This is a genomic window from Cupriavidus gilardii (assembly GCF_017598945.1).
In the GTDB taxonomy this organism is placed as follows: Bacteria; Pseudomonadota; Gammaproteobacteria; order Burkholderiales; family Burkholderiaceae; genus Cupriavidus; species Cupriavidus gilardii_E.
The window spans coordinates 30245-54537 of the sequence record NZ_JAGFTW010000033.1 but is presented as its reverse complement, the minus strand read 5'-3'; the positions used below and the strand labels follow the sequence as shown (position 1 = coordinate 54537).

Annotated in this window: 24 protein-coding genes; 18 read left to right on the top strand and 6 right to left on the bottom strand. The window is 69.6% G+C overall.

Annotated features, from left to right (window positions below):
• The coding region (locus tag J5T34_RS11565) for an EAL domain-containing protein (protein ID WP_208579862.1) at positions 1 to 719 on the top strand (719 nt) is incomplete at its 5' end.
• A 1-nt stretch (position 720) separates the two neighbouring features.
• Here the strand turns inward: J5T34_RS11565 and J5T34_RS11560 are convergent.
• Positions 721 to 2454: a hypothetical protein gene (locus J5T34_RS11560; RefSeq protein ID WP_208579861.1), complete on the bottom strand. Its 1734-nt coding sequence runs from the start codon at positions 2452 to 2454 to the stop codon at positions 721 to 723.
• Positions 2455 to 3178: 724 nt separating this feature from the next.
• Here J5T34_RS11560 and J5T34_RS11555 point away from each other — a divergent pair.
• The 4 genes from J5T34_RS11555 to J5T34_RS11540 all read left to right on the top strand — a co-directional run bounded on the left by J5T34_RS11555 (position 3179) and on the right by J5T34_RS11540 (position 8605).
• Complete coding sequence (locus J5T34_RS11555) at positions 3179 to 4489, top strand: dicarboxylate/amino acid:cation symporter (protein ID WP_208579860.1); 1311 nt, start codon at positions 3179 to 3181, stop codon at positions 4487 to 4489.
• A gap of 322 nt (positions 4490 to 4811) precedes the next feature.
• Entirely contained in the window at positions 4812 to 6764 is a 1953-nt protein-coding gene (locus tag J5T34_RS11550; protein ID WP_432207660.1) for a sensor histidine kinase, read from the top strand.
• Positions 6745 to 8073, top strand: a complete 1329-nt coding sequence (locus J5T34_RS11545; protein ID WP_208579859.1) for a sigma-54-dependent transcriptional regulator — start codon at positions 6745 to 6747, stop codon at positions 8071 to 8073. Before J5T34_RS11550 ends, J5T34_RS11545 begins: the two co-directional genes overlap by 20 nt.
• Positions 8074 to 8233: 160 nt before the next feature.
• Positions 8234 to 8605 (top strand): hypothetical protein, encoded by a 372-nt coding sequence (locus tag J5T34_RS11540; protein WP_174108371.1) that lies wholly within the window; start codon positions 8234 to 8236, stop codon positions 8603 to 8605.
• On the opposite strand, the gene J5T34_RS11535 is transcribed toward J5T34_RS11540, so the two are convergent.
• Both J5T34_RS11535 and J5T34_RS11530 read right to left on the bottom strand, forming a co-directional pair.
• Positions 8602 to 9678 (bottom strand): ornithine cyclodeaminase, encoded by a 1077-nt coding sequence (locus J5T34_RS11535; protein WP_208579858.1) that lies wholly within the window; start codon positions 9676 to 9678, stop codon positions 8602 to 8604. The genes J5T34_RS11540 and J5T34_RS11535 overlap by 4 nt on opposite strands.
• 41 nt (positions 9679 to 9719) lie before the next feature.
• Positions 9720 to 10628 carry a dimethylarginine dimethylaminohydrolase family protein gene (locus J5T34_RS11530; RefSeq protein ID WP_208579857.1) on the bottom strand — a complete coding sequence of 303 codons (909 nt, stop codon included), beginning with the start codon at positions 10626 to 10628 and terminating at the stop codon, positions 9720 to 9722.
• Between the two features lie 191 nt (positions 10629 to 10819).
• On the opposite strand from J5T34_RS11530, the gene J5T34_RS11525 reads away from it, so the two are divergent.
• From J5T34_RS11525 to J5T34_RS11505, 5 genes are all read left to right on the top strand, one after another.
• Positions 10820 to 11242 (top strand): Lrp/AsnC family transcriptional regulator, encoded by a 423-nt coding sequence (locus tag J5T34_RS11525; protein ID WP_208579856.1) that lies wholly within the window; start codon positions 10820 to 10822, stop codon positions 11240 to 11242.
• A gap of 293 nt (positions 11243 to 11535) precedes the next feature.
• A complete protein-coding gene (locus J5T34_RS11520; RefSeq protein ID WP_432207659.1) occupies positions 11536 to 12225 on the top strand; it encodes a paraquat-inducible protein A in 690 nt (229 codons plus the stop codon).
• Positions 12222 to 13007, top strand: coding sequence for a paraquat-inducible protein A (locus J5T34_RS11515; RefSeq protein ID WP_208579855.1), 786 nt, complete (start codon positions 12222 to 12224; stop codon positions 13005 to 13007). The genes J5T34_RS11520 and J5T34_RS11515 overlap by 4 nt, the downstream gene beginning before the upstream one ends.
• A gap of 121 nt (positions 13008 to 13128) precedes the next feature.
• On the top strand, positions 13129 to 14778 hold the full coding sequence (locus J5T34_RS11510) for an intermembrane transport protein PqiB (protein WP_208579854.1): 1650 nt from the start codon (positions 13129 to 13131) through the stop codon (positions 14776 to 14778).
• Entirely contained in the window at positions 14775 to 15482 is a 708-nt protein-coding gene (locus J5T34_RS11505; protein WP_432207658.1) for a PqiC family protein, read from the top strand. The genes J5T34_RS11510 and J5T34_RS11505 overlap by 4 nt, the downstream gene beginning before the upstream one ends.
• Here J5T34_RS11505 and J5T34_RS11500 read toward each other — a convergent pair.
• A complete protein-coding gene (locus J5T34_RS11500; RefSeq protein ID WP_208579853.1) occupies positions 15479 to 15991 on the bottom strand; it encodes a nucleoside 2-deoxyribosyltransferase in 513 nt (170 codons plus the stop codon). The genes J5T34_RS11505 and J5T34_RS11500 overlap by 4 nt on opposite strands.
• Before the next feature lie 187 nt (positions 15992 to 16178).
• Between J5T34_RS11500 and J5T34_RS11495 the strand changes: the two genes are divergently transcribed.
• The 5 genes from J5T34_RS11495 (at position 16179) to J5T34_RS11475 (ending at position 20145) form a co-directional block, all read left to right on the top strand.
• The gene (locus J5T34_RS11495; protein WP_208579852.1) at positions 16179 to 17120 is read left to right on the top strand and encodes a 2-hydroxyacid dehydrogenase; all 942 of its coding nucleotides are present in this window, start codon (positions 16179 to 16181) and stop codon (positions 17118 to 17120) included.
• Between the two features lie 113 nt (positions 17121 to 17233).
• Complete coding sequence (locus J5T34_RS11490; RefSeq protein WP_208579851.1) at positions 17234 to 17734, top strand: helix-turn-helix transcriptional regulator; 501 nt, start codon at positions 17234 to 17236, stop codon at positions 17732 to 17734.
• Positions 17735 to 18003: 269 nt separating this feature from the next.
• Positions 18004 to 18726 (top strand): molybdate ABC transporter substrate-binding protein, encoded by a 723-nt coding sequence (modA, locus tag J5T34_RS11485; protein WP_244258850.1) that lies wholly within the window; start codon positions 18004 to 18006, stop codon positions 18724 to 18726.
• Between the two features lie 41 nt (positions 18727 to 18767).
• Positions 18768 to 19439, top strand: coding sequence for a molybdate ABC transporter permease subunit (gene modB, locus J5T34_RS11480; protein WP_174108381.1), 672 nt, complete (start codon positions 18768 to 18770; stop codon positions 19437 to 19439).
• Between the two features lie 13 nt (positions 19440 to 19452).
• Positions 19453 to 20145 carry a sulfate/molybdate ABC transporter ATP-binding protein gene (locus J5T34_RS11475; RefSeq protein WP_208579849.1) on the top strand — a complete coding sequence of 231 codons (693 nt, stop codon included), beginning with the start codon at positions 19453 to 19455 and terminating at the stop codon, positions 20143 to 20145.
• Positions 20146 to 20349: 204 nt separating this feature from the next.
• On the opposite strand, the gene J5T34_RS11470 is transcribed toward J5T34_RS11475, so the two are convergent.
• Positions 20350 to 21168 carry a TOBE domain-containing protein gene (locus J5T34_RS11470; protein WP_208579848.1) on the bottom strand — a complete coding sequence of 273 codons (819 nt, stop codon included), beginning with the start codon at positions 21166 to 21168 and terminating at the stop codon, positions 20350 to 20352.
• A 182-nt stretch (positions 21169 to 21350) separates the two neighbouring features.
• On the opposite strand from J5T34_RS11470, the gene J5T34_RS11465 reads away from it, so the two are divergent.
• From J5T34_RS11465 to J5T34_RS11455, 3 genes are all read left to right on the top strand, one after another.
• Entirely contained in the window at positions 21351 to 22487 is a 1137-nt protein-coding gene (locus tag J5T34_RS11465; RefSeq protein WP_208579847.1) for an HPP family protein, read from the top strand.
• Between the two features lie 235 nt (positions 22488 to 22722).
• Positions 22723 to 23418, top strand: a complete 696-nt coding sequence (locus J5T34_RS11460) for a transglycosylase domain-containing protein (protein WP_208579846.1) — start codon at positions 22723 to 22725, stop codon at positions 23416 to 23418.
• A gap of 151 nt (positions 23419 to 23569) precedes the next feature.
• Positions 23570 to 24037, top strand: a complete 468-nt coding sequence (locus J5T34_RS11455) for an MgtC/SapB family protein (RefSeq protein ID WP_208579845.1) — start codon at positions 23570 to 23572, stop codon at positions 24035 to 24037.
• Positions 24038 to 24069: 32 nt separating this feature from the next.
• Here the strand turns inward: J5T34_RS11455 and J5T34_RS11450 are convergent, their stop codons facing one another.
• Positions 24070 to 24291 (bottom strand): formate dehydrogenase subunit delta, encoded by a 222-nt coding sequence (locus J5T34_RS11450; protein WP_208579844.1) that lies wholly within the window; start codon positions 24289 to 24291, stop codon positions 24070 to 24072.
• Positions 24292 to 24293 lie beyond the last annotated feature (2 nt).

Here is a 24293-nt window from a genome sequence, read left to right as displayed (position 1 = left end):
GTATCGTTGACGATCTTGAAGCGGTCCAGGTCGATGAAGCACTGCGCATGGTCGACGAGCAAGGCAGCCTGGTAATGCCCGGCGCCTTCATTCCGGCGGCCGAACGCTACGACCTGATGGGCCATGTCGACCGCTGGGTCATCCAGCATGTGCTGCGCGATTTCGGCGCGCGGCTGCTGGCGGTGCCCGGGCTGTCGGTGTCGATCAACCTGTCGGCCAATTCGCTGGGCGAGCCGTTCCTGCTGCCTTTCCTGCATGCGGAACTGTCGAACTCGGTGCTGCCGGCCAGCCGCATCCGCCTGGAGATCACCGAGACCGCGCTGATCAACAACATGGCCGCGGCCAACCGGCTGGTCGCCGACATGCGCAAGGCGGGCTGCACCATGGCGCTGGACGACTTCGGCGCCGGCCTGTCGTCGTTCGCCTATCTGAAGCAGTTTCCGGTCGACTATCTGAAGATCGACGGCAGCTTCATCCGGCATCTGGCCGCCAGCGCGGTCGATCGCGAGATCGTCAGTTCGATCAACGACATCGGCCACCGGCTGGGCATCCGCACCGTGGCCGAATCGGTGGAGGACGAAGCCACGCTCGACGTGCTGCGCGAGATCGGCGTCGACTATGCGCAGGGCTATGCGATCGGCCGCCCGATGCCGCTCGAGGATTACCTGGCGCGCTGTGCCGCCGTGCCAGGCGAGGCGGCGCAGCGCCCGGGCCGGTAAGTCAGCCGGCGCGAGCGCCGTCGGCCATGCCGGCCAGCAGCGGCGTGCGGGCGTCCTCCTTTGCCGGCCGCGTGCCATTCGACGCGCCGTCGGCGTCGGCGTCGCTCGCGCAGGTACCCGGTTGCTGGGACTCAGGATCGATGCAGCGGCCATCGAGGTAGCGCAGCACCACCTTCAAGGCCAGCCGGCATTGCTTGGGCGTTTGCGCAGCCTCGATCCCCGCGATCACCTCGGCATCGGCACCCAGCGCGCGCATCAGCGCGCGTGCCATGGACCGCTCGGCCAACGCCTGTGCGGAACCGCGCGCCTGCAGATGTTCGATCACGCGGGTCGCAATCAGATGACTGTTCGTGTCGGCCTTGCCCGCACCGACACCCGCACACGCCTCGGCGACGGTCTTGCCGGGCGCGGCACCTTGCGGGGTCAGGGTCTCGAGCGCCTGCCGGGCGGTCTGCGCGGCCGCCCGCGCCTCCCGTCGGGCCCGCCACCACTTCACCATCTTGTAGATCGCGAAGCCCAGCCAGCACGCTCCCAATACGCCGCCGGCCACCATCAGGCCCATCCCGGCCGTCGCCGCCGTCACCGTGGTCAGCGCGGCGACTGTCAAGCCAAGCATGGCGCCGTTGACCCCAAGCGTGCCGGAGCCGTAGCCGATGCGCAGCTCGGCGTTGCGGGCGTCGTCCCTGGCCGATTGCCGGGCGGCGCTCACCTTGTCGTCGCAGTGCTGCAGCACGTTGCGATAGAAGGCCGTCAGTTGCCGCGTCTGCGCCTCGTCGGCGCCGCCAACGATACCCTGCTGACGCGCCGACAACGCTGCTGCCGCGCAGACGGTGGCCGCCGCGCCTTGCTTCTCCAGCCCGGCAAGCGCGGTGGCCAGCGGCGAGCGACGCAGGGCTTCGCCGCGGCGTTGCCACAGCGCACTGTCCTTGCGTGCGTCGTACCGCTGCACGATGCCGGTGACGACCTGAGTCAGGGACATCGCCACCGAGGCCACGCAACCGGCGATACCGACCCCTGGCAGGGCCATGGCCACCGTCGGCAGGAAGCGGCAGAGGATCTGTGCCGCACCGGTGGTCACCACCCCGCCCTGCACCACCGTGTCGCGCGCGAGGGCCAGCCCCGCCTGCCGGCGCTTGCCCTGGCTGTCGCGATACTCGGCGAGCGCGTGGCGGTGCGCCAGAAAGGCATCGAGGCTGCCGTTGTTTCGCATGGCTTGCCGCTGCTCGCGCCGCTGCGCACGCTCGGCAAGCGGCGCCGCCTCGGTGCGCGAGGCCAGCCGCTGGCGCAGCGCCGCCTCGCAATGTCCGTGACTGCCGGCGGTCGCCGCGATCCGCTGTTGCAGATCGCCGCGCTTGCGCACCACGCGGACCCATTTCGCGAACGTGACGCCGATTTCCACCGTGGCGAGCACAGGCATCGCCTCGGCCAGCCGGGAGCCGGCGGCGCCAAGCCATGCGGCGGGGGACACAGCGTGTGCGATGGCCGGCAACTGGGCGGACCGCGCCGCGGTCAGAAGCGCGGCCACGCCGGTCCAGGACCCATACAGCAGCGACTCGATGCAGCGAATCCAGCCGCTCGACGCCGTCGCCTTGCCGGCCGCGATGCGGCACGCGGCGCCGCCCAGCACAACGGGTCCGGCGCCCACCTTGCCGGTCGCCAGATCCGGAGGCGTCTGCCGCCATGGCGCCGACTGGGGCATACGAAGGGAAGCGAAAGCAAAACCGGTCAGGGGCATGATGGTCTTCCTCGCAACGGCCGCCAGGCCAGGTGGCGACACATCGCAAATACACTGCGGACACAAGACCGACGCACCGTATGGTGCGGCGCACTATCGAATTCGGGATGGCGGGAATGTACGACGTGTGCAACTGCAAAAGTCACGCGGAATGCGTGCTTCTTTAGTTTCCGGGCAAGCGAATCGGAAGGACCTCGCCTCGATCTTGATCCGCAGAGGTGGGAAGGCATCGTGCGTGAACGCACAGAGACCGCGAACGCGGCATAGCGCAGGGGGGGCAACGCCGGCAGCCGTCGCCCGAGCTGCCGTTCGGGAATCCGAACACGCCCACGCCACGCCCGCTCGGAAATCCGAACGACGCCGCGGACACGTCGAATTTTTTCCTTTCGCCTCAAGGACTTGCAGGAGGCTTTGCCCTGCACAAGCTGGCACGCCTCGTGCGAACTAGGCCCCATCTATAGCGTCGCCGCCCCCGGCCGCGCCACAACGATGGAGGAAACGACATGGCTGCCCCCGCCCCGCGCATTTGCGCCCTGCAACGCTCCCGACAGCGTTCCCGCCTGCACTGAAGCCGGCCCGCGCCGCCGCACGGGCGCTTCGGCGTCCGGCGGCCCGTGCGGGGCGGTGCGCCGCCTTGCGCGTCTTGCCAGCCCTGTCCTTGCGCCTTGTCCTTGCGTTTACCAAGCTGTCCGGCCCGCGCCGGACGCCTCAGGTTTGAATCACGATGAAACTGAACCGACTGCCCACCCTGATTCTGTTCGCCATGCTGCTGGGCCTGCTGGCCGGCACCGCCGCGCACCACCTCGCCCCGGATGCGGCCGCGGCCAAATCGATCGCCGGCCATCTGTCGATCCTGACCGACGTGTTCCTGCGGATGATCAAGATGATCATCGGCCCGCTGGTGTTCGCCACGCTGGTCAGCGGCATCGCCAGCATGGGCGACGGCAAGGCGGTGGGCCGGATCGGCCTGAAGGCGATGGGCTGGTTCGTGATCGCGTCGGTCACCTCGTTGCTGCTCGGCCTGGTGATGGCCAATCTGCTGACGCCCGGCCACGGCATGAACCTGCCGCTGCCGCCGGCCGACGCGGCCTCGAACCTGAAGACCGGCGCGCTGAACCTGCGCGACTTCATCACCCACATGTTCCCGAAGAGCATCGCCGAGGCGATGGCGAACAACGAGATCCTGCAGATCGTCGTGTTCTCGCTGTTCTTCGGCTTCGCGCTGGGCGCCGTCAAGGACGGTCCGGGCAAGCCGCTGCTGGCCGCGATCGAAGGTCTGGCCAAGGTGATGCTGAAGGTCACCAACTACGTGATGGCGTTCGCCCCGATCGGCGTGTTCGGCGCCATCGCCGCGGTGATCACCGCCGAGGGCCTGGGCGTGCTGACGGTCTACGCCAAGCTGCTCGGCAGCCTGTACCTGTCGCTGGCGCTGCTGTGGGCGGCACTGATCTTCGGCGGCTATCTGTTCCTCGGCCGCGACGTGTTCCGCCTGCTCAAGACGCTGCGCGCGCCGCTGATGATCGGCTTTGCCACCGCCAGCAGCGAGTCGGCCTATCCGAAGGTGATCGACCAGCTGACCCGCTTCGGCGTCAAGGAGCGCATCACCAATTTCGTGCTGCCGCTCGGCTACTCGTTCAACCTCGACGGCTCGATCATGTACACCTCGTTCGCGGCGCTGTTCGTCGCGCAGGTCTATGGCATCGAGCTGACGCTGACCCAGCAGATCACCATGCTGCTGGTGCTGCTGGTCACCAGCAAGGGCATCGCCGGCGTGCCGCGCGCCTCGCTGGTGGTGGTCGCCGCCGTGCTGCCGATGTTCGGCCTGCCGGAGGCCGGCATCCTGCTGGTGCTCGGCATCGACCACGTTCTCGATATGGGCCGCACCGTCACCAACGTGCTCGGTAACGCCATTGCCACGACCGTCGTCGCCAAAAGCGAAGGCGCGATCGGCGCGCCGGTGCCGGAAGAAGCGGACGACACCGCGGAAGACGGCGCTGCCGACCTGGCACCCGTCCAGGTCCTGGCGAGCAAGTAGCCTCCCTGCTTGCTCTCTGGGGCGTGCCAGGGGCCCGACCGCCAATCCGGCGGCCGGGCCTTTTTCTTTGGCGATGTCGGCGACAGGTTTTCTCCCCTCTCCCGCCTGGACGTCCGCCGCAGGTTTTCTCCCCTCTCCCGCCTGGCGGGAGAGGGGCCGGGGGAGAGGGAAAGGGATTCGTCATGTGCGACCGTGTGTCGGTACACCACCGCCCTTGCCCTCTCCCCCACCCCTCTCCCACAAGTGGGAGAGGGGAGCCATCGCCCGGCGTACGGGTCAGCTCACCGGGTGTGATAAAAGAGAGCGCATGCAGATAACCGCAATGCCGAACCGTCAGTCCTCCGCCGTGTCTTCCCCACCTTCCCGCCCGGCCCGCTCCTCGCAGCCTCGTCCGCCCCGCCGCCAGCGCGGCCTGGCCGCCGCTGCGCAATTGCTCGCGCTGCTGGCGCTGGCCGGGCTGGTGGGCCTGGCCGGCTGGCTGGGCTACCGCTATACCTTCGACGCCGCGCTGGCGCGCCAGGCCGAGCGCGGCCAGGTGCAGCTGCGGCTCTACGGCCAGGCGCTGTCGAGCGAACTGGCCCGCTACGACTTCGTGCCGAGCCTGCTGTCGCTGGACGACGAAATCAGCGCGCTGCTGGCGCGCCCCGACGATCCCGCCCGCGTCGCGGCGGCCAACGCGCATCTGGCCGCCGTCAATGCGCGCGCCGGCACGCTCGCCGTGTTCGTGCTCGACCGCCAGGGACGCGTACGCGCCACCAGCAACTGGCAGCGCCCCGACAGCTACCTGGGCGAGGACCTGAGCTTCCGGCCCTATTTCCAGGCGGCCATCGACGGCCAGCTCGGCCGCTTCTACGGCGTCGGCACCACGCGCGACGAATCCGGCTATTACCTGTCGGCGCCCTTGGGCAATGGCAACGGCAACCGGCCAAGCGGCGTCGCGGTCGTCAAGGTCGGGCTCGAACCGCTGGAGCAGCGCTGGCAGAGCGCCGACATGCAGATGCTGTTGTCCGACGAGAACGGCGTGGTGATCCTTGCCTCGGAGCCATCGTGGAAGCTGCGCGCACGCCGGCCGCTGAGCGCGGCGCAGCGCGAGCGGCTGAACCGCAGCCTGCAGTACAACCGCGCGCCGCTGGTTCCGCTCGAATTCACGCGCGTGCGGGCGATGAACAACGGCGACGCGCTGGTGCGCATGCGCCGCGGCCCGTCGATGCTCGAGCAGAACGCCATGCTGCCGGGCACCGACTGGCAGCTGACGCTGCTGACCGATACGTCGCAGGCGCGCATGGCGGCGCTGAACACCGCCGCGCTGTGCGGCGTGCTGACCGCCTTCGTGCTGCTGCTGGGCGCCGCCTGGAACGTGCGCCGCCGCATCGTCAGCGAGCGGCTCGCGGCGCGCGCCGCGCTGGAGGCCGCCAACAGCGAACTCGAGCGCAAGGTCGCCGAACGCACCGCCGACCTGACCAGCGCCAACCACCTGCTGCAGACCGAGATCGCCGAGCGGATCCGCACCGAGCGCGAACTGCGCCAGGCCCAGGACGGCCTGCTGCAGGCGGGCAAGCTCGCCGCGGTCGGACAGATGTCGACCGGCATCGCGCACGAGCTGAACCAGCCGCTGGCGGCGCTGCGCACGCTGTCGGGCAATACGCAGAAGTTCCTGGCGCGCGGCGACCTGGCGACGGCGCAGGCGAACCTCGGCACCATCATCGGCCTGGTCGAAAAGATGGGCCGCATCACCGGTGCGCTGAAATCCTTCGCCCGCAAGCCGGGCCGCAACGGCAAGGGCAGCGCGCTGCTGGCCGACGCGATCGACAACGCGCTGTTCCTGCTGGAGACGCGCGTGCAGGCCGTGCGGCCCGAGATCGTCCGCGATGTCGACCGCACGCTGACGGTCGCCTGCGATCCCAACCGGCTCGAACAGGTGCTGGTCAATCTGATCGGCAATGCGCTCGACGCGATGGGCTCGGACCCCGGCACGCGCGGCGCGTCGCCTCGCCTCGAACTGCGCGCGGCGGTCGCCGAAGGCATGGTCCGCTGCACCGTCCGCGACAACGGCCCCGGCCTGTCCGAGGAAGCGTTCGCGCGGCTGTTCGAGCCGTTCTTCACCACCAAGCCGGCGGGACAGGGTCTCGGCCTCGGCCTGACGCTGTCGGCCGGCATCCTCGACGAATACGGCGGCACGCTGGTCGCCAGTAATCACCCCGACGGCGGCGCCTGCTTCACGATGGTGCTGCCGATGGCCGGCAAGGAGACGCAGGATGGCGCCCACACTCAATGATCTGTCGGTGCTGATCGTCGAGGACGACCCCGACGTCCGGCTCGGCTGCGAGCAGGCGCTGCGCCTCGAAGGCATCGCCACGCGTGCGGTCGGCACCGCCGAGGCCGGGCTGCAGGCGGTGACGCCGCACTTCCCCGGCATCGTCGTCAGCGACATCCGCCTGCCCGGCATCGACGGCATGGCGCTGCTGACCGAGCTCAAGGCCCGCGATGCCGCGCTGCCCGTGGTGATGATCACCGGCCATGGCGACGTCGGCCTGGCCGTGCAGGCGATGAAGCAAGGCGCCTACGACTTCCTGGAAAAACCGTTCGCCCCCGAGCGCCTGGTCGAAGTCGCGCGCCGCGCGCTGGAACAGCGCCGCCTCGCGCTAGAGGTCGAAGAACTGCGCGACCGGCTGGCGGGCCGCGAACGGCTCGAGGCGCGGCTGATCGGCGTGTCGCCGGCGATGGAACGGCTGCGCCGGCTGATCGCGGATCTGGCCGACACCAGCGCCAACGTGCTGATCCACGGCGAGACCGGCACCGGCAAGGAACTGGTGGCGCGCTGCCTGCACGACGCCAGTACCCGCCACGCGCGCAACTTCGTGCCGATCAACTGCGGCGGACTGCCCGAGCAGCTGTTCGAAAGCGAGATCTTCGGGCATGAGGCGGGCTCCTTTACCGGCGCCGCCAAGCGCCGCATCGGCAAGATCGAGCATGCCGAGGGCGGCACGCTGTTCCTCGACGAGATCGAGAGCATGCCGATGTCGATGCAGATCAAGCTGCTGCGCGTGCTGCAGGAGCGCGTGGTCGAACGGCTCGGCTCCAACACGCCGGTACCGGTCGACGCGCGCGTGGTGGCGGCCACCAAGGCCGATCTGAAGGCGCTGTCCGACGCCGGGCAGTTCCGCGCCGACCTCTACTACCGGCTCAACGTGATCACGCTCGAACTGCCGCCGCTGCGCGAGCGGCGGGAGGACGTGCCGCTGCTGTTCGACCACTTCGTCGCCCAGGCGGCCCTGCGCTTCGAGCGCGACGCGCGGCCGGCCTCCCCCGCCGAACTGGCGCGGCTGGTCGCCTATCCGTGGCCCGGCAACGTGCGCGAGCTGCGCAATCTGGCCGAGCGGCATGTGCTGGGGCTGGGGTGCAATCCCGAACAGGGCACCGAGGAACCGGCGCTATTGCCGCTGGGGCAGGCGGTGGAACAGTTCGAGCGGGCGTTGATTGCGGATGCGCTGCGGCGGCATGATGGCAATCTGAGCCGGGCCAGCGAGGCGCTCGGGGTCGCCAAGACCACGCTGTTCGACAAGGTCAGGAAGTACGCGCTGTAGCGGCCGTGGGGTCCGCATGCTCTGTCGGCTAGCGAACAGAGCGGCGGCCAGCGCAACGGGGATACTCTGCGCAAAGCGCCGCGGCCACGATTCGCGGTGCGATGCCCGGAGCGGCCGCACGGCGGCTGGCCCGGCCCGTTCCCTGCCAGGAAGCCCCGCGATGAAGCCCGATCCCAGATCCTGCGCCGGCATGGCGAGTCACCGGGCGCCGTTCGAAAGGACCGTGCTGACGCGCGGCAAGGCGACGCTGATCACCTATATGGGCGCCGGCGATTCGCACCCGACGCTGGTGCTGTGCCAGGTCGAGCGCCTGCGCGAAAGCGATCTCGAGCCGCTGGAGAAGCTGCAGGCGTTCTGCACCGCGCGCCACGTGCTGTTCGCCGTCGTGGCGCCCGACGAGGCGGCGCGCGGCATGGCCGAGACCCTGCAGCGCTGGGGCATCATGGTGTTCCTCAAGGCCCCGACCGACGAGGAAGTCGAGGCCTTCGTGCGAGTGCAACGATTGATGCGCCATCCGGCGGTCTGGGTTTAGGCCGCCACCCTCCGGCCGCCTTCCACCTCGTCCTGCCGCATCAGCCAGCCATACAGATCGCGCGGTTCGTCGGGCGCCGCTACCAGTTCGACATGGCGGCCCGCATGGCGTGCGCATGCCGCGGCGTACAGCCAGCGCAGCGTCGAATAGTCTTCCAGCGCGAAGCCGACCGAGTCGAACAGCGTGATGTCTTCGACGGCGGTGCGGCCCGCTACTTCGCCATTCAAGATCCGCCACAGCTCGATCACGGGGAAGTCCGCCGGCATCTGCTGGATCTCGCCTTCCAGTCGCGACTGCGGCTCGTACTCGACCGCCACGCGCGCGCGCCGCAGCAACGCCGGATCGAGCTCGGTCTTGCCCGGGCAGTCGCCGCCCACCGCGTTGATATGCACGCCGGGCGCGATCTGGTCGTCGCGCAGGATGATGGCGCGGGTCTTGTCGGCGGTCACGGTCGAGACGATGTGCGCGCCGGCCAGCGCTTCGTCGATGGACGTCATCGGCACAATGCGCAGCGCGCCGGCACCGGTCAGCCCGCTCAGGTTCCGCTGCAGCCTGGCAGTCGCGGCCGGGTCCACGTCGTAGGCGCGGATCTCGCGCACGCCGAGCATCGCGTGAAAGGCCAGCACCTGGAATTCGGCCTGTGCACCATTGCCGATCAGCGCCATCGTGGTGGTGCCGCGCGGCGCCATTGCCCTGGCGGCCAGCGCCGAGGTGGCGGCGGTGCGCAAGGCGGTGGCCAGCGTCATGTCCGCCAGCAGCAGCGGAAAGCCGGTGGACACCTCGGCCAGCGCGCCGAACGCCATCACGGTCGGCATCGCATGCGCGGCATTGCGCGGATGGCCGTTGACGTATTTGAACGCGTACTGCTCGCCGTCGGTGACCGGCATCAGCTCGATCACGCCGACCGGCGAATGGCTGGCCAGCCGCGCGGACTTCTCGAAGCGATGCCAGCGCAGGAAGTCCTGCCGCACATGCTCGGCCAGTTGCCGCAGCGCGGTCGGCACGCCGATGCTGCGCACCAGCGCCGCCACCGCCGTCGCATCGAGGAAGCGGGTCATCGCGGTTTCCTTCATCGTGGTCTCCTTGTCGTTTTGTATTCAGTGGCGGCGTGCGCTCACGCTGCCGCAACCGTGCGCGTGCTCCCCGCTGCTTCGCCGATCCCTTGCCGCGCGCCGCTGCTGCGATCCAGGCGCAGCGTCATGCAATAGGCGCCGCCGCCCGACAGCATGAACGGCGCGAGATCGACCTCCTGCACGCGGTAGCCGCGCTTGCCGAGCGCGTCGCGCAGACGCGGCGTGGTGCGCGCCATCACGATGCGGTCGTGCAGATTGACCGCATTGACGCTGAAATGCCGCAAGTCGTCGGCGCTGGCCTCGATGCGCTGACTGGCCGGCAGGCGCGCGTGCAGCTCGCGCAGCGACGCCTCGGTGAAGGCCGGCGGGTAGTACAGGATCTCGCCGCCGGCCAGCGGGCAGAAGCAGACGTCGAGGTGGTAGCTCTGCGCCGTGGCCAGCTCCAGGGCGACCACCTCGCGCCCGAAATACGCGCCGACCGCATCGGCGGCGCAGCGCGCGGAACGCGGCCCGAACCCGGCCCAGAAGTGTCCGCGCACCGCGTCCCAGATACAGTCGCCCGCGCCTTCCTGGTAGCAGCCCTCGGCGAGCGTCGCCACCTCGTCGATCAGGCCGCGCTCGCGCAGCCCGGCGAAGACGCGGGCGAACGGCGCCTCCTCGCCCTGCCGCTGTGGATAGCGAAAGCGCGCGAGCAGCGCGCGGCCGTCGAGCACCACCGCGGCATTGGCGGGAAACACCATGTCCGGCAAGCCCGGTTCGCCTGCGGCGACCTCGACCGCGAAGCCGGCCCCTTCCAGGGCTTCACGCAGCTCGGCGAAGGCGCGCAGCGCGCCGCGATGCATGCCGTGCGGATCGGCAGCCCAGCGCAGCGGGTCCATCCACGGATTGATGCTGTACGACACGTCGTAGTGGGTCGGCTCGACAAGCAGGATGGTGGGTTCGGTGATCACGCCGGCTCCTTCCGAGAGTCAGGGTTGCTGTCGGAATGGATTGTGGTGCACACCGGCGCCATCGGATAGCGCACAAACTGCGCAAAAAGCGCGGTGGCCATGACAGAATGCCGGCATGCGCTGGCGTTTTGCAAAGCCATCCGCCCCGCCTTTCCGCCGCATCGATCTGCCGTACGCACCTGCGAGCCGCCATGGACGATATCGACCGCCAACTGCTGGCGCTGCTGCGCGACAATGCGCGCACGCCGGCCACCGCGCTGGCCAAGGCGCTGCGGCTCTCGCGCGCGACCGTGCAGAACCGGATCGACAAGCTGCAGGAGGCCGGCGTGATCGTCGGCTATACCGTGCGGCTCAAGCCCGAGGCGGAGCCGCACCGCATCCGTGCGCTGACGATGATCTCGGTCGAAGGCAACCGCATCGGCAAGGTCCTGCAGGCGCTGCGGGGCGAACCGAACGTGCAGACGCTGCATACGACCAACGGGCGCTGGGACATCATCGCGGAACTGCGCGCCGACACGCTGGAGGCGTTCGACCGGACGCTGGACCGGATCCGTCTGATCGAGGGGATCGCGGCGACGGAGACCAGCATTCTGTTGTCGACGTACAAGCTGTGAGGCCTTGGGATGGTGTCGGGATGGCGATCGGTGGTTGCCCTCTCCCCCAACCCCTCTCCCGCAAGCGGGAGAGGGGAGCAATCCGCAGAGGGCAGCAAATCGCAGGGGTTGGCAATGCTGCACGGCGTTCTCCCTCTCCCGCTTGCGGGAGAGGGTCGGGGAGAGGGCAGCGGCGGTCGCAAACCAGCGCCGCATACGATCTTTCGAACTGTGACCCAGAAGCCCCACCACCAAATTCCGATATATTGACGTGTTTCCCGCCTGCAAGGCGGAGTAGTTGGAGATCTGTCCGAATGACGTCCGGCAATCCGGTTGAGAAGTCGATGGAGCGGGTCCCGTCGGCGCCCGCCGTTGCCGACCCGGCCGAGCTGGACCGGCTGGTGGCCTGCGAATATTGCGACGCGGTCTACCGCCGCCTGGTCCTCGCCGCCGGCGAACGCGCGCAGTGCCTGCGCTGCGGCGGCGAGCTGTACCACGAGAGCCGGCGCGCCTATCGGCGGCTGCTGCCGCTGGTGCTGACCGCGCTGATCCTGTTCATCGTGTCGAACGCCTACCCCATCGTCGAGATGGACCTGCAGGGCGTGCGCACGCGCACCACGCTATGGGGCGCGGTGCAGGCGCTGCAGGCCGACAACATGACGCTGGTGGCGCTGCTGGTGTTTGCCACCACCATCGTGTTCCCGCTGGCCGAGATGCTGATGATGGCCTATCTGCTGGTGCCGCTCGCGCGCGGCAGCGTCCCCCCTGGCTTCGAATGGATCATGCGCGGCATCCGCCAGACCCGCCCGTGGGGCATGCTCGAGGTATTCATGATGGGCGTGCTGGTCACGCTGGTGAAGCTCTCGACGATGGCCCAGGTGCTGCCCGGCATCGCGCTGTGGTCGTTCGGCGCGCTGGTGATCGTGCTGGCGACGATGCTGACCTACGATCCGCGCGATCTGTGGCGCCACGCCGAGCGGCGCCAGGAGGCTGGGCAGCGATGAACGCCAACGAGCCCAAACCCACCGCGCGCCAGCGCGCGCTGCGCCGCTCGCGCGAGGTGGTCGCCGGCGTGGTGCAGGAGCTGGCCGACGACGACGAGCGCACGCCGCTGCCGGAGGTGCCCACCGCCACATCGATGGGGCTGCTGTCCTGCCACGCCTGCGACGCGCTCAGTCCGCTGGACCAGGAAGGCCAGCCGTGCCGCCGCTGCGGCGCGACGCTGCACCATCGCAAGCCGGCCAGCCTGACGCGCACCTGGGCCTTCCTGCTGGCGGCCTACATTCTGTACATTCCGGCCAACGTGCTGCCGATCATGATCACCCGCTCGATCCTCGGCACGCAGGAGGACACGATCCTGTCCGGGATCATTTATCTGTGGGTGTCGGGCTCGCGCATGCTCGCCATCGTGGTGCTGATCGCCAGCATCGTGGTGCCGCTGCTGAAGATGATGATCCTGACCTTCCTGCTGCTGTCGGTGCATCTGCGCTCGACCTGGCGGCTGCGGCAGCAGACGAAGCTGTACGGACTGGTCGAGCTGATCGGCCGCTGGTCGATGCTCGATATCTTCGTGGTGGCGCTGCTGGCCTCGCTGGTGCGCGCCGGCGCGCTGGCGCAGGTGGATCCGGGCACCGGGGCGGCGGCGTTCGGCATGGTGGTGGTACTGACCATGCTGGCCTCGCTGTCGTTCGACCCGCGGCTGCTGTGGGATGCGCACGATCACCCGCACCCGCACCCGCAGGCGCCTGGCGGCGCGGCGCCGGCGGCTGCCCAGGTCAACGACTGAGCCGCACGCGGCGAACCCCCGAATCCCGAATCCCGAATCCCGATACCGAATCCCGATACTGAACACCCCTGCCGAATAACCCTACCGAATACCGACAAAGACGTACGCTGGACTTTTATCGATGCCCGATCCGGACAACCTCTCCTCCTCCCCTTCGCACCCGCAGCCGCCGCAGCCCCGGGAGCCGGCGCGCCGCCGCCGCGCGCGCTGGCTGCCGTCGGTGGTCTGGCTGATTCCCATCGTCGCCGCCGTGGTCGGGCTGTCGCTGCTGTTCCATACGCTGTCCCAGCGCGGCCCCGAGATCCAGGTGACCTTCCGCACCGCCGAGGGCCTGGCGCCCGGCAAGACGCCGGTGCGCTACAAGGACGTCGATATCGGCCTGGTCAAGCAGGTGCGGCTGGCGCCGGACCGCTCGCATGTGGTGGCGACCATCGACCTGAGCAAGGACGCGGAGAACTTCGCGGTCAAGGACACGCGCTTCTGGGTGGTGCGGCCGCGCCTGGCCGTCAGCGGCGTGTCGGGCCTGGAGACGCTGCTGTCGGGCTCCTATGTCGGCGTCGACGCCGGCAAGTCCGAGGAAACGCAGCGCGAATTCGTCGGCCTGGAAACGCCGCCGGTTGTCACCACTGACTCGTCGGGCAAGCAGTTCGTGCTGCGCGCCGCCGATCTGGGCTCGCTCGATATCGGCTCGCCGGTCTACTACCGGCGCGTGCAGGTCGGCCAGGTGGTGGCCTATCAGCTGGAACCGGCCGGGCGCGACATCACGCTGCGGGTCTTCATCAACAAGCCCTACGACGAGCTGGTCACCGCCGACACGCGCTTCTGGCATGCCAGCGGCGTCGATCTGAAGCTCGATGCGGGGGGCTTCAAGCTCAACACGCAGTCGCTGGTGACGATGCTGCTGGGCGGGGTCGCGTTCCAGGCGCCGCCCAACTCGCACGTGACCGAGGCCGCCAAGGAGAACACGCAGTTCCTGCTGGCGGGCGACCAGGCCGACGCGATGAAGGAGCCGGACGAGCTGGCGCCGACGCTGGCGGTGCTGAACTTCGAGCAATCGGTGCGCGGCCTCGCACCCGGCGCGCCGGTGGACTTCCGCGGCGTGGTGGTCGGCCAGGTACGCTCGATCGGCATCGACTATGTGCGCGAGACCAAGTCGTTCCGTCTGCCGGTGGTGGTCGAGCTCTATCCCTCGCGGATGGGCTTCCGCGAACGCGACCTGGCCGACCGTGAACGAGCGCGCCAGCTGATGCTGAGCATGATCCAGCGCGGCCTGCGCGCGCAGCTGCGCACCGGCAATCTGCTGACGGGCCAGCTGTATGTGGCACTCGACTTCTTCCCCGGCGCCAAGCCGGTCAAGGCGCCGGCCGACACCGCGATCGCCGAGCTGCCGACCATGCCTGGCGCGCTCGACGAGCTGCAGGCCAAGCTGGGCAGCATCGTCGGCAAGATCGAGAAGGTGCCGTTCGACGAGATCGGCCAGGATCTGCGCAAGACGGTGGCCCAGCTCAATACCACGCTGGCCAGCGCCGACAAGCTGGTCGCGCAGCTGCAGGGCGATGTCGCGCCCGAGGTGCTGGCGGCGCTGCAGGACGCGCGCCGCACCATCCAGTCGGCCAACGGCACGCTCGCTTCCGACGCGCCGCTGCAGCAGGACACGCGCCGGATGCTGCAGGAACTGACGCGCACCGCGGTCTCGCTGCGCACGCTGACCGACTATCTCGAACGCCATCCCGAAGCGCTGCTGCGCGGCAAGACGGAGACACAACGATGAAGGGCCTGCCTATCCTGACCCGCCGGCTGCGCGCCGCGATGTTCGCCACGGCCTGCGCCGGCACCCTGCTGCTGGGCGCGTGCGCATCGTCGTCGGAGCCGCGCTATTACTCGCTGGCCCCGGGCGGCGAGGCCGGCGCCGCGGGCGCCGCGCTTCCCGCGACCGTCGTCGCAAGGACCGGCACGGCGGCGGCCGCCGGCTCACCGTCGGCCACGCAGCCGCTGTGGATCGAGGTGGCGCCGGCGCGCGTGCCCGAACGTCTGAACCGCCAGCAGATCGTCGTCGCCGGCGCCGACGGCAGCGTGACGCCGCTCGACATGGCACGGTGGTCGGCGCCGCTGCCCGACGAATGGCGCGATGCGTTGTCGCAGCGCCTGCAGATCGTGCTCGGCGCGGTGGACGTCTATCAGCAGGGATTGAGCGACGTGCAGCCGCTGTACCGGATCACCACCGACGTGGTGCGGCTCGACGCGCAGCCGGGCGCGCGGGTCGGTGCGACGGTCAACTGGACCGTGCGGCGCCTGCCGGATGGCCGCACGCTGGCCGGACGCACGCAGGCCGAATTGCCGGTCACGAGCGGCGGCAATGACGTCGGCGGCGTGGTGGCGGCAATGCGCCAGGTGGTGGACGATACGGCCGCGCAGATCGCGGCCGGCGTGGCCTCGCTGCGGCAGGAGCCGGCGACGGTCAGCCGCAAGCCCTAGGCGGGGCCGCCCGCGCGCGCCGCGGCCATCGCCGCAAGACACTCCGCCGGCCCGCCCTGCACCAGCTGCACCGAGCAGGCCAGCATCAGGTTCTTGCCCAGGCCAAAGTCCTCGACATGAAAGCCGCGCGCGTCGAGCGGCCTGCCCTCGCCATCCCGGCCCACCGCCGCACGCTCGACGATGGTGCCGCGATCGGCGGTATAGGCCCACACCGGCTTGCCCAGTGCGACCGCGAAGCCTACCTCGAAGGCCGTGCCCGAATCCGGCTCCGCCGGTCCGCGGAAGTCGTCCAGATTGGCCATCACCAGATCGGCACGGCGGATCAGCGCGACATTGGCCTGATAGATCCAGCGCGCGGCGGCCTCCCCGGCCAGACCGGCCGGGAGCTGATGGTCCAGCGGAAACAGGCCGGTGAAGCCATGCTGCGCGCACAGGGTCTTCAGGGCCTGGCCATGGGCCATCGCATCGGGACGGAAGACATCGGGGCCGGCAAGGTAGACGGTGGGCATGGTGGCGTGTCGTGTCGTGTCGCGTTGTGTCGCGTTGTGTCGCGTATGTCCCGAATGGAACGGGCGCCGCTGCCGGCGCGGCCGCCAACGGCCCGCCGGCGAGGCCGCCGGCACGGACAAGAGGCCGTCCGGCAGGATACACTCTGCTGTCTTTTTCCCGCCTCGCCCTCAACAAGAAGCTGACATCATGCCCGCCATCGACCTGATCCAGATCGGCCCGCTCGCGCCGCACCTCAACGCCACGCTGCAGGAGCGCCACGGCGCCGCCGCGCTGTGGGAACAGGACGACTGGCCCGCCTGGCTGCGCGAGCATGGCGCGCAGGCGCGCGTGGTGGTGACCTCGGCCCGGCACGGCTGCAGCGCCGCGGTGATCGACGCGCTGCCGCAACTGGCCGCGATCGTCAGCTTCGGCGTCGGCTACGACAGCATCGCGCTGGATGCGGCGCGCGCCCGCGGCATCCAGGTCAGCAATACGCCCGACGTGCTCAACGATTGCGTAGCCGATCTCGCCTTCGGCCTGATGATCGACGCCGCGCGCGGCATCTCGCACGGCGACCGTTTCGTACGCGCCGGCCGCTGGCACCAGGGCCCGTTCCCGCTGACGAGCCGCGTGTCCGGCAAGCGCCTGGGCATCCTGGGCCTGGGCCGCATCGGCGAGAAGGTCGCGCGCCGCGCGCAGGGCTTCGACATGGAGATCGCCTACAACAACCGGCGTCCGCGCGAGGGCGCGCCCTGGCGCCACGAGCCGGATCTGCTGGCGCTGGCCGCCTGGGCCGACTTCCTGGTGGTGAGCTGCGTCGGCGGTCCGGAAACCGAAGGGCTAGTGTCGCGCCAGGTCGTCGAGGCGCTCGGGCCGAAAGGCGTGCTGGTCAATGTCGCGCGCGGCAGCGTGATCGACGAGGACGCGATGGTCGAAGCGCTGCGTGATGGCCGCCTGGGCGCCGCGGGGCTGGACGTGTTCCGCGACGAACCGCGCGTGCCGCCGGCGCTGATCGGGCTCGACAACGTCGTGCTGGCCCCGCATATGGCGAGCGGCACGGTCGAGACGCGCGGTGCGATGCAGGCGCTGATGCTCGACAATCTGCGCGCCTTCCTCGAGACCGGCAAGGTGCTGACGCCGATCCTGTAATACCCCCCGGGCGGGCTTGCCCCGCCCTGCTCCGATACCGCGGCACGGCGTTCCACCGGAGCGTCGGCCGCGATGTTCGATTTTCCATTCCACGCCTCGCCCTCGTGCCAGCCATGCCACGGCATTTTCTTTACCTGTTCGTCTTTATCGCGCTGTATGCCTGCTTCGACCTGGTGTTCGACTACAACGAAGCCGAAGGGCTGCAGCACGTGGTCATCGACGGCATCGGCACGCTGATCACGCTCGCCGGCGTCTTCGTGCTCGCGCGCGAGCGGCTGCGCACCGATCAGGAGATCCGTCAGCTGCGCGCGTCGCTGGGCGAGGCCGAACGGACGCTGGCGCAGCGCGACGCGGCCGCGCATCAGGCCGGGCTGCAGATGCGGCATGCGATCAGCAGCCAGTTCGATCGCTGGAACCTGACCACCAGCGAGCGCGAGGTCGCCTATCTGCTGATCAAGGGGCTGTCGCTGGAAGAGATCGCCGGCGTGCGCGACAGCAAGCCCAAGACCGTGCGCCAGCACGCAACCAACGTCTACGCCAAGGCGGGCCTGCGCGGCCGGCACGAACTGGCGGCCTACTTCCTCGAAGACCTGCTGGTGCCAGAGGTACCCTGAGCGGAACGATTGCCCCCATCGGGGTATCGGCTGCCGTACATCGGCGTCAATTGACGGGCCGCTATATACCGCCGTATATTGCGCTCGATGTGACTCGAGTGTCCCCCTGTGGCACCCGATCCTTGCGGCGACATGGCTTCGATGGCCCTGTCCTCCCGTCACCGAATCCGAAACCCGCCATGCCTGCTCGTCGTTCCCTCGCCATTGCGATCGCGTCCATTCGCCGGCGCTCCCGTCTGTCCGGCGCCTTCGCCGCGGCGGCGGTCGCCATGCTGGCGATGCTGCCCGCCCGGCCAGCGGCCGCCGCCGAACTCGTGGTCTCGGCCGCGGCCAGCCTGACCAATGCCTTCCGTGCGGTCGCGACCGCCTATGAACAGGCGAATCCGGGAACGAAGCTGGTGCTCAATTTCGGCGCCTCCGACGTGCTGATGCAGCAGATCGTGCAGGGCGCGCCGGCCGACGTGTTTGCCTCGGCCGACCAGCAGGCGATGGACAAGGCGCAGGCCGAACACGTGATCGTGCCGGCCTCGCGCCGCGATTTCGCTGCCAATGCGCTGGTGCTGGTCGAGCCGGCCGACAGCGCGCTGAAGCTGGCCTCGCCGCGCGACCTGCTGCGCGACGACGTGCGGCGCGTGGCCTACGGCAATCCCGCCTCGGTGCCGGTGGGGCGCTATACGCGCGACGCGCTCGAAGATGCGCGGCTGTGGCAGGCCGTGTCCGCCAAGGGCGTGCCGGCGCAGAACGTGCGCCAGGCGCTGGACTATGTCGCGCGCGGCGAGGTCGATGCCGGCTTCGTCTTCGCCACGGATGCGGCCGTGATGCCGTCCCGCGTGCGTGTCGTCGCGCAGGTGCCGACGCGCACGGCGATCACCTATCCGATCGCCGTCACCGCCCGCTCGCGCCATAGCGCCGAAGCGGGGCGCTTCGTCGACTTCGTGCTGTCCGCGCAAGGCCAGGCGCTGCTCGAGCGCCACGGCTTCCGGCCGCGCTGAACGGCGCGCTCGCCTGTCCGCCGATGTCGCCGATGTTGCCGATGGAATCGGTCTGGGTCCCGCTGGCGCTGTCGCTGAAGGTCGCCGGCTGGGCCACCGCCATCAACGCGGTGCTCGGTGTGGCCGCCGCGGTGGCGCTGTCGCGCTGGCGCTCGCCGCTGCGCGATCTGGTCGATGCCGTGCTGACGCTGCCGCTGGTGCTGCCGCCGACCGTGCTCGGCTATTACCTGCTGGTGCTGATCGGCCGCCGCGGCGTGTTCGGCGAATGGCTGTCGTCGCTCGGCATCGAGCTCGTCTTCACCTGGCAGGGCGCGGTGCTGGCGGCGACCATCGTCGCCTTTCCGCTGGTGCTCAAGTCCGCCCGTGCGGCGATCGAGGGCGTCGACCCGCAGCTGGAGCATGCCGCGCGCGTGCTCGGGGTCAGCGAGGCCGGCATCGTCTTTCGCGTCACGCTGCCGCTGGCGGTGCGCGGCATCGCCGCCGGCGTGCTGCTGGCCTTCGCGCGCGCGCTGGGCGAGTTCGGCGCGACGCTGATGGTGGCCGGCAATCTGCCGGGACGCACGCAGACGCTGTCGGTCGCGATCTATGAAGCGGTGCAGGCCGGCGACGACAACACCGCCAATCTGCTGGTGCTGGTGACCTCGATCACCTGCGTGGTGCTGCTGGTGATCGCCGGACGGCTGGTGCCGAGCACGCGCCAGCCGGTGCGGTGAAGGGACGGCCGCGATGCAGAACACCGTGCTGCGCGTCGAAGTCAGCAAACGGCTGGATACCGCCGATCGGCATTTCACGCTGGATATCGGCTTTTCTTCGGCCAGCCGCCGCATCGCGCTGTTCGGGCCGTCGGGGGCCGGCAAGACGCTGACGCTGCGCGCGATCGCGGGCCTGCTGCGGCCCGATCATGGGCGCATCGTGCTGGGCGAACGCACGCTGTTCGACGGCGCCGCGGGTGTCGACGTGCGGCCACAGCAGCGGCGGGTGGCGTACCTGTTCCAGGACTACGCGCTGTTTCCCCATCTGACCGTCGCGCAGAACGTCGCCTTCGGGCTCGCGCGCGGCTGGCGCAATCCGCGTCGCGGCGAAAGCCATGACGATGCCGAACGCTGGATCGACGCCTTCGGCTTGCGCGAGGTTCGCGGCCACTATCCGGCCGAGATCTCCGGGGGGCAGAAGCAGCGCGTGGCGCTGGCCCGCGCACTGGCGACCCGGCCCGATATCGTGCTGCTCGACGAACCGTTCTCCGCGCTGGACCCGGCGCTACGGGCCCGCATGCGCGCCGAGCTACGCGCGCTGCAGAGCAGCCTCGAGGTGCCGATGCTGGTGATCTCGCACGACCCCGACGATGTCGCGGCCCTGGCGGACCATGTGATGGAGATTCGGGACGGACGGATCTATGGGCCCCAGGACTCGAGCATGTAGAACGATTGCTCTCCAAGAAAACCAGCGGTGAATACCGACTGTGTTCTCCCTCTCCCCCTCAGGGGGAGAGGGTTGGGGAGAGGGGGTGGTCTCGAACCACAGTGGCCGTACCAGCGCCCCTTGCCCTCTCCCCCGCCCCTCTCCCGCAAGCGGGAGAGGGGAGAAAACCAGCGCATCGTCATGCGATTGCCGTCCGACGGCAACTCAATCCATCGTCCCCAGAATCACGCTAGACGCCTTGAAGATTGCCAGCGCCGGCGCGCCCTCGGTCAGCCCGAGCTCGTCCAGGCCTGCATGCGTGACGATCGCCGCGATGGTGGCGCCGCCGTCGAGCGCCAGCACCACCTCGGCATTGACCGCGCCCGGCACGATGCGCGTCACCGTGCCCGGCAATTGATTGCGCGCCGACAGCCTTAAGCCCGGCGACGGCACGCCGATCAGCACCGACGACGCCTTGACCAGCGCGAACGCCTCGCTGCCCGGCGCCAGGCCCAGCGTCTCGACGCTCTCGTGCGTGACCGTGGCGACCACCTGCTGGCCACCGGGAAGCGCCAGCGTGACCTCGTCGTTCACCGCGCCGGTACGGACCTGGGTCACCGTGCCAAACAGCCGGTTGCGAGCACTGGTCTTGATCATCAGTCGTCGAATCAGGTGGATATCGTGTTGCAGCGCGTCGGCCGCGCTGGCGTCGAGCTGCTCGCTGACGCGCGACAGCTGCGCGACGAAGGCGCGGTGCTCGGCCTCGAGCGCGCGGTACGTGCGCACCAGCCCCTCGCCGCGCGAGGTCAGCATGGTGCCGCCGCCGCCCTTGCCGCCGGCGGCGCGCACCACCAGCGGCTCGCCGGCGCTGTTGTTCATCGCGTCGACGGCGTCCCACGCCGCCTTGTAGCTGAGTCCGACCGCCTTGGCGGCCGCCGTGATCGAGCCGTGTTCGGCGATCGCGGCGAGCAGCGCGATGCGGTCCTTGCCGCCGAGGTCCTGGCTGCCGGCGCGAAACCAGATCGCGCCCTGAAGTTCGAGCATGAGGCATGGCGCCGCCGCAGGGCGGCGCGAGGGTGTTCGGAACGGCGCTATGTTACCGCGCCGGGCCGAGCCGACCCTGTTCCCCTGGGGCGCCGCCGGCAAGGTATGTCATCACGTGATACATTGACGGCTTTTTTGCGCGACGCTTTTTTTGCTGCGTCGCGGCACGCGCTGGCGCCTTCATGTCCTCCCGAACCTCTCCCCTCCTTGCCCTGGCCGGCGAAGTCCGCTTGCGCTGGCGCGGCTGGCTGGCCGCCTTCGTTCCGATGCCGGTGGCGGCAAGCAGCCGCGAACGGATCAAGAGCTGTCTGGGCGCGCTGTTCGCGCTGGCCTGCACGGAGTGGACCAGCCGGCATATGCTGGGCGGCCACAACCCCTGGTTCATCGCGCCGATGGGCGCCTCCGCGGTGCTGCTGTTCGCCGTGCCGTCGAGCCCGCTGGCGCAGCCGTGGTCGGTGGTCGGCGGCAATCTGCTGGCGGCGCTGGTCGGCGTAACCTGCGCGCGCTGGATTCCCGATCCGGGACTGGCCGCGGCCGTCGCAGTGGCCGTGGCGATCGGGCTGATGTTCCATCTGCATTGCGTCCATCCGCCGGCCGGCGCGGTGGCCATCACGGCAGTGTTCGGCGGTCCGGCGGTCGCCAAGCTGGGCTATGCCTTCGTGCTGTTCCCGGTCGCGCTCAATTCGATGCTGATGCTGCTGATCGCGCTGTCGTTCAACAATCTGACCGGCCGCCGCTATCCGCATCGGCCGCCGCCCCCGGTCCCCGGACATGGCACCAGCGATCCGCCCCCGGGCCAGCGTGTCGGCTTCACCCGCGCGGACCTCGACGAAGTGCTGGCGGCGCGCGGCGAATTCCTCGACGTCGACCGCGACGACCTCGAAGAGATCCTGGTCGCCGCCGAGCTGCGCGCGTTCGGACGGCGCTTCGGCGACGTACGCTGCGGCGACATCATGTCGCGCGACGTGGTGGCGGTCCACGCCGACCAGCGCATCAGCGAGGCCTGGACGCTGCTGACCCGCCATCGGCTGCAGGCGCTGCCGGTGGTGTCGCCGCGCCAGCGCCGGCTGGTCGGCCTGGTCGCGCTGCCGGACCTGTTCGCCGGCGACCCCGCCAAGGGCCAACGCCGCCCCGATGGCCTGGTGCGCGACGCGATGCTGACCGAGCTGCCGACCGCGCGCCCCGACCAGCCCATCGTCGAGCTGGCCGGCGCGATGTCCGACGGCGGCTGGCACCTGATGCCGGTGGTCGACGAGCAACGGCGACTGCTCGGGCTGATCACGCAGTCGGATCTGCTGGCGGCGTTGTTGAAGCGGTGACGGGTCGATCGAAGGCAGGCTGCCCTCTCCCCCAGCCCCTCTCCCGCAAGCGGGAGAGGCGAGCGAGATACCGCAAGTGCGTGCGCAATCGCTGTGGCCGCCGCTTGCCGCTGGTGTTCTCCCTCTCCCGCTTGCGGGAGAGGGCTGGGGAGAGGGCAAACGGCGCCCCCCTCACCGATACCGCCCAACCTCGCCATCACGGCACCGCCACCCGACACTGGCAAAATAGCGGCCCATGAAACGTCTCTGGTCGCATCTTCTCGGCTTGTTCGTCCTCGTGCTGGCTACCTGCGTGCTGCTTGGCACGCTGGCAGTGGTGGTCGCCAGCCGGCAACTCCCTCCGCTCGACGCCATCTCGGCGTTCCGCCAGACAGCGGGCTATGTCGCGCTGGACAAGATGCCGCCCGCGCTGACGCAAGCCGTGGTCGCCATCGAAGACGAACGCTTCTACCTGCATGACGGCATCGACTATGTCGGCGTGATTCGCGCAGGTCTGGCCAATCTGTCCGACGACCTGTCGCAGGGCGCGTCGACCATCACGATGCAGGTTGCCCGCAATTTCTTCCTGTCGCGCGAAAAGACCTATACCCGCAAGCTCTACGAGGCGCTGCTCGCCTACCGGATCGAATCGCGCTTCAGCAAGGACGAGATCCTCGAGCTGTACATGAACAAGGTCTATCTGGGCGAAGGAGCGTACGGCTTCGCGCAGGCGGCGCGCACCTATTTCGGCAAGCCGCTGGCCGAACTGACGCTGGCCGAGTCGGCGATGCTCGCCGGCCTGCCCAAGGCGCCGTCGGCCAACAACCCGGTCGTCAATCCGCGCCGCGCCCGCCAGCGGCAGGCCTATATCCTGCTGCGCATGCTGGAACTGGGCCGCATCGACCGGCATCAGTACGACGCCGCGCTGCTCGAGCCGCTGAGGCTGCGTTAGCCCTCTTCGCACTCCCCCTTCGGTCGGGCCGTGTCAGTGCCGAACCGACTGCGCCGCCCGGCGCGCCCATGCTAGGCTGCTGCCAGCCGGGTTCCGCCTGCGCCGGAACCCAACACAACGCCACGACGGCGGACTCTCGGGGGAGGCAACGATGGATGGCATCTGGGCAGACATGCTGGGCGCGCTGCGCACCGAGTTCGCCGACATTCCCGACATCGAGGAAGCGACCCGGGTCGTGATCCGCCTCGGCATGGCGATGCTGCTCGGCGCGATCATCGGCTACGAGCGCGAAGCCGCCGGCAAGGCCGCCGGCCTGCGCACCCATATGCTGGTCGCGCTCGGCTCGGCGATGTTCGTGCTGGTGCCGCTGCAGGCCGGCGTGCCGCTGGCCGACATGAGCCGCGTGCTGCAGGGCATCGCCTCCGGCATCGGCTTCCTCGGCGCCGGCGCGATCATCAAGCTCAACAGCGAGGAAAGCATCAAGGGGCTGACCACCGCGGCCAGCATCTGGATGGTCGCCGCCATCGGCGTCGCCGCCGGCATGGGTCGCGAAGCGACGGCGCTGCTCGCTACGGTTTTTACGCTGGTGATTTTGGAGATTTTGCAGCGGGTGAAGTAGGGACGCGCTACGCGGCCGCTTGAGGCTACTCCCTACAACTGCCCCCGATGCCGCTCCAGCGCCGCGCGCACGATCGGCGCGACCGCATCCGCCTGCCCGTTGTCCACCCCTTCGAGCAAGGCCCGGCGCATCGGCGGGGCCCAGAAGCGGCGCAGGTGGGTGGCGATGTCGGCCAGCGCCTCGTCGCGGTCGGGCATGGCGGAGAAGAAGGTACCGATCTGGTTGGCCATCTTGACCAGGTTGTCGAGGTTCATGA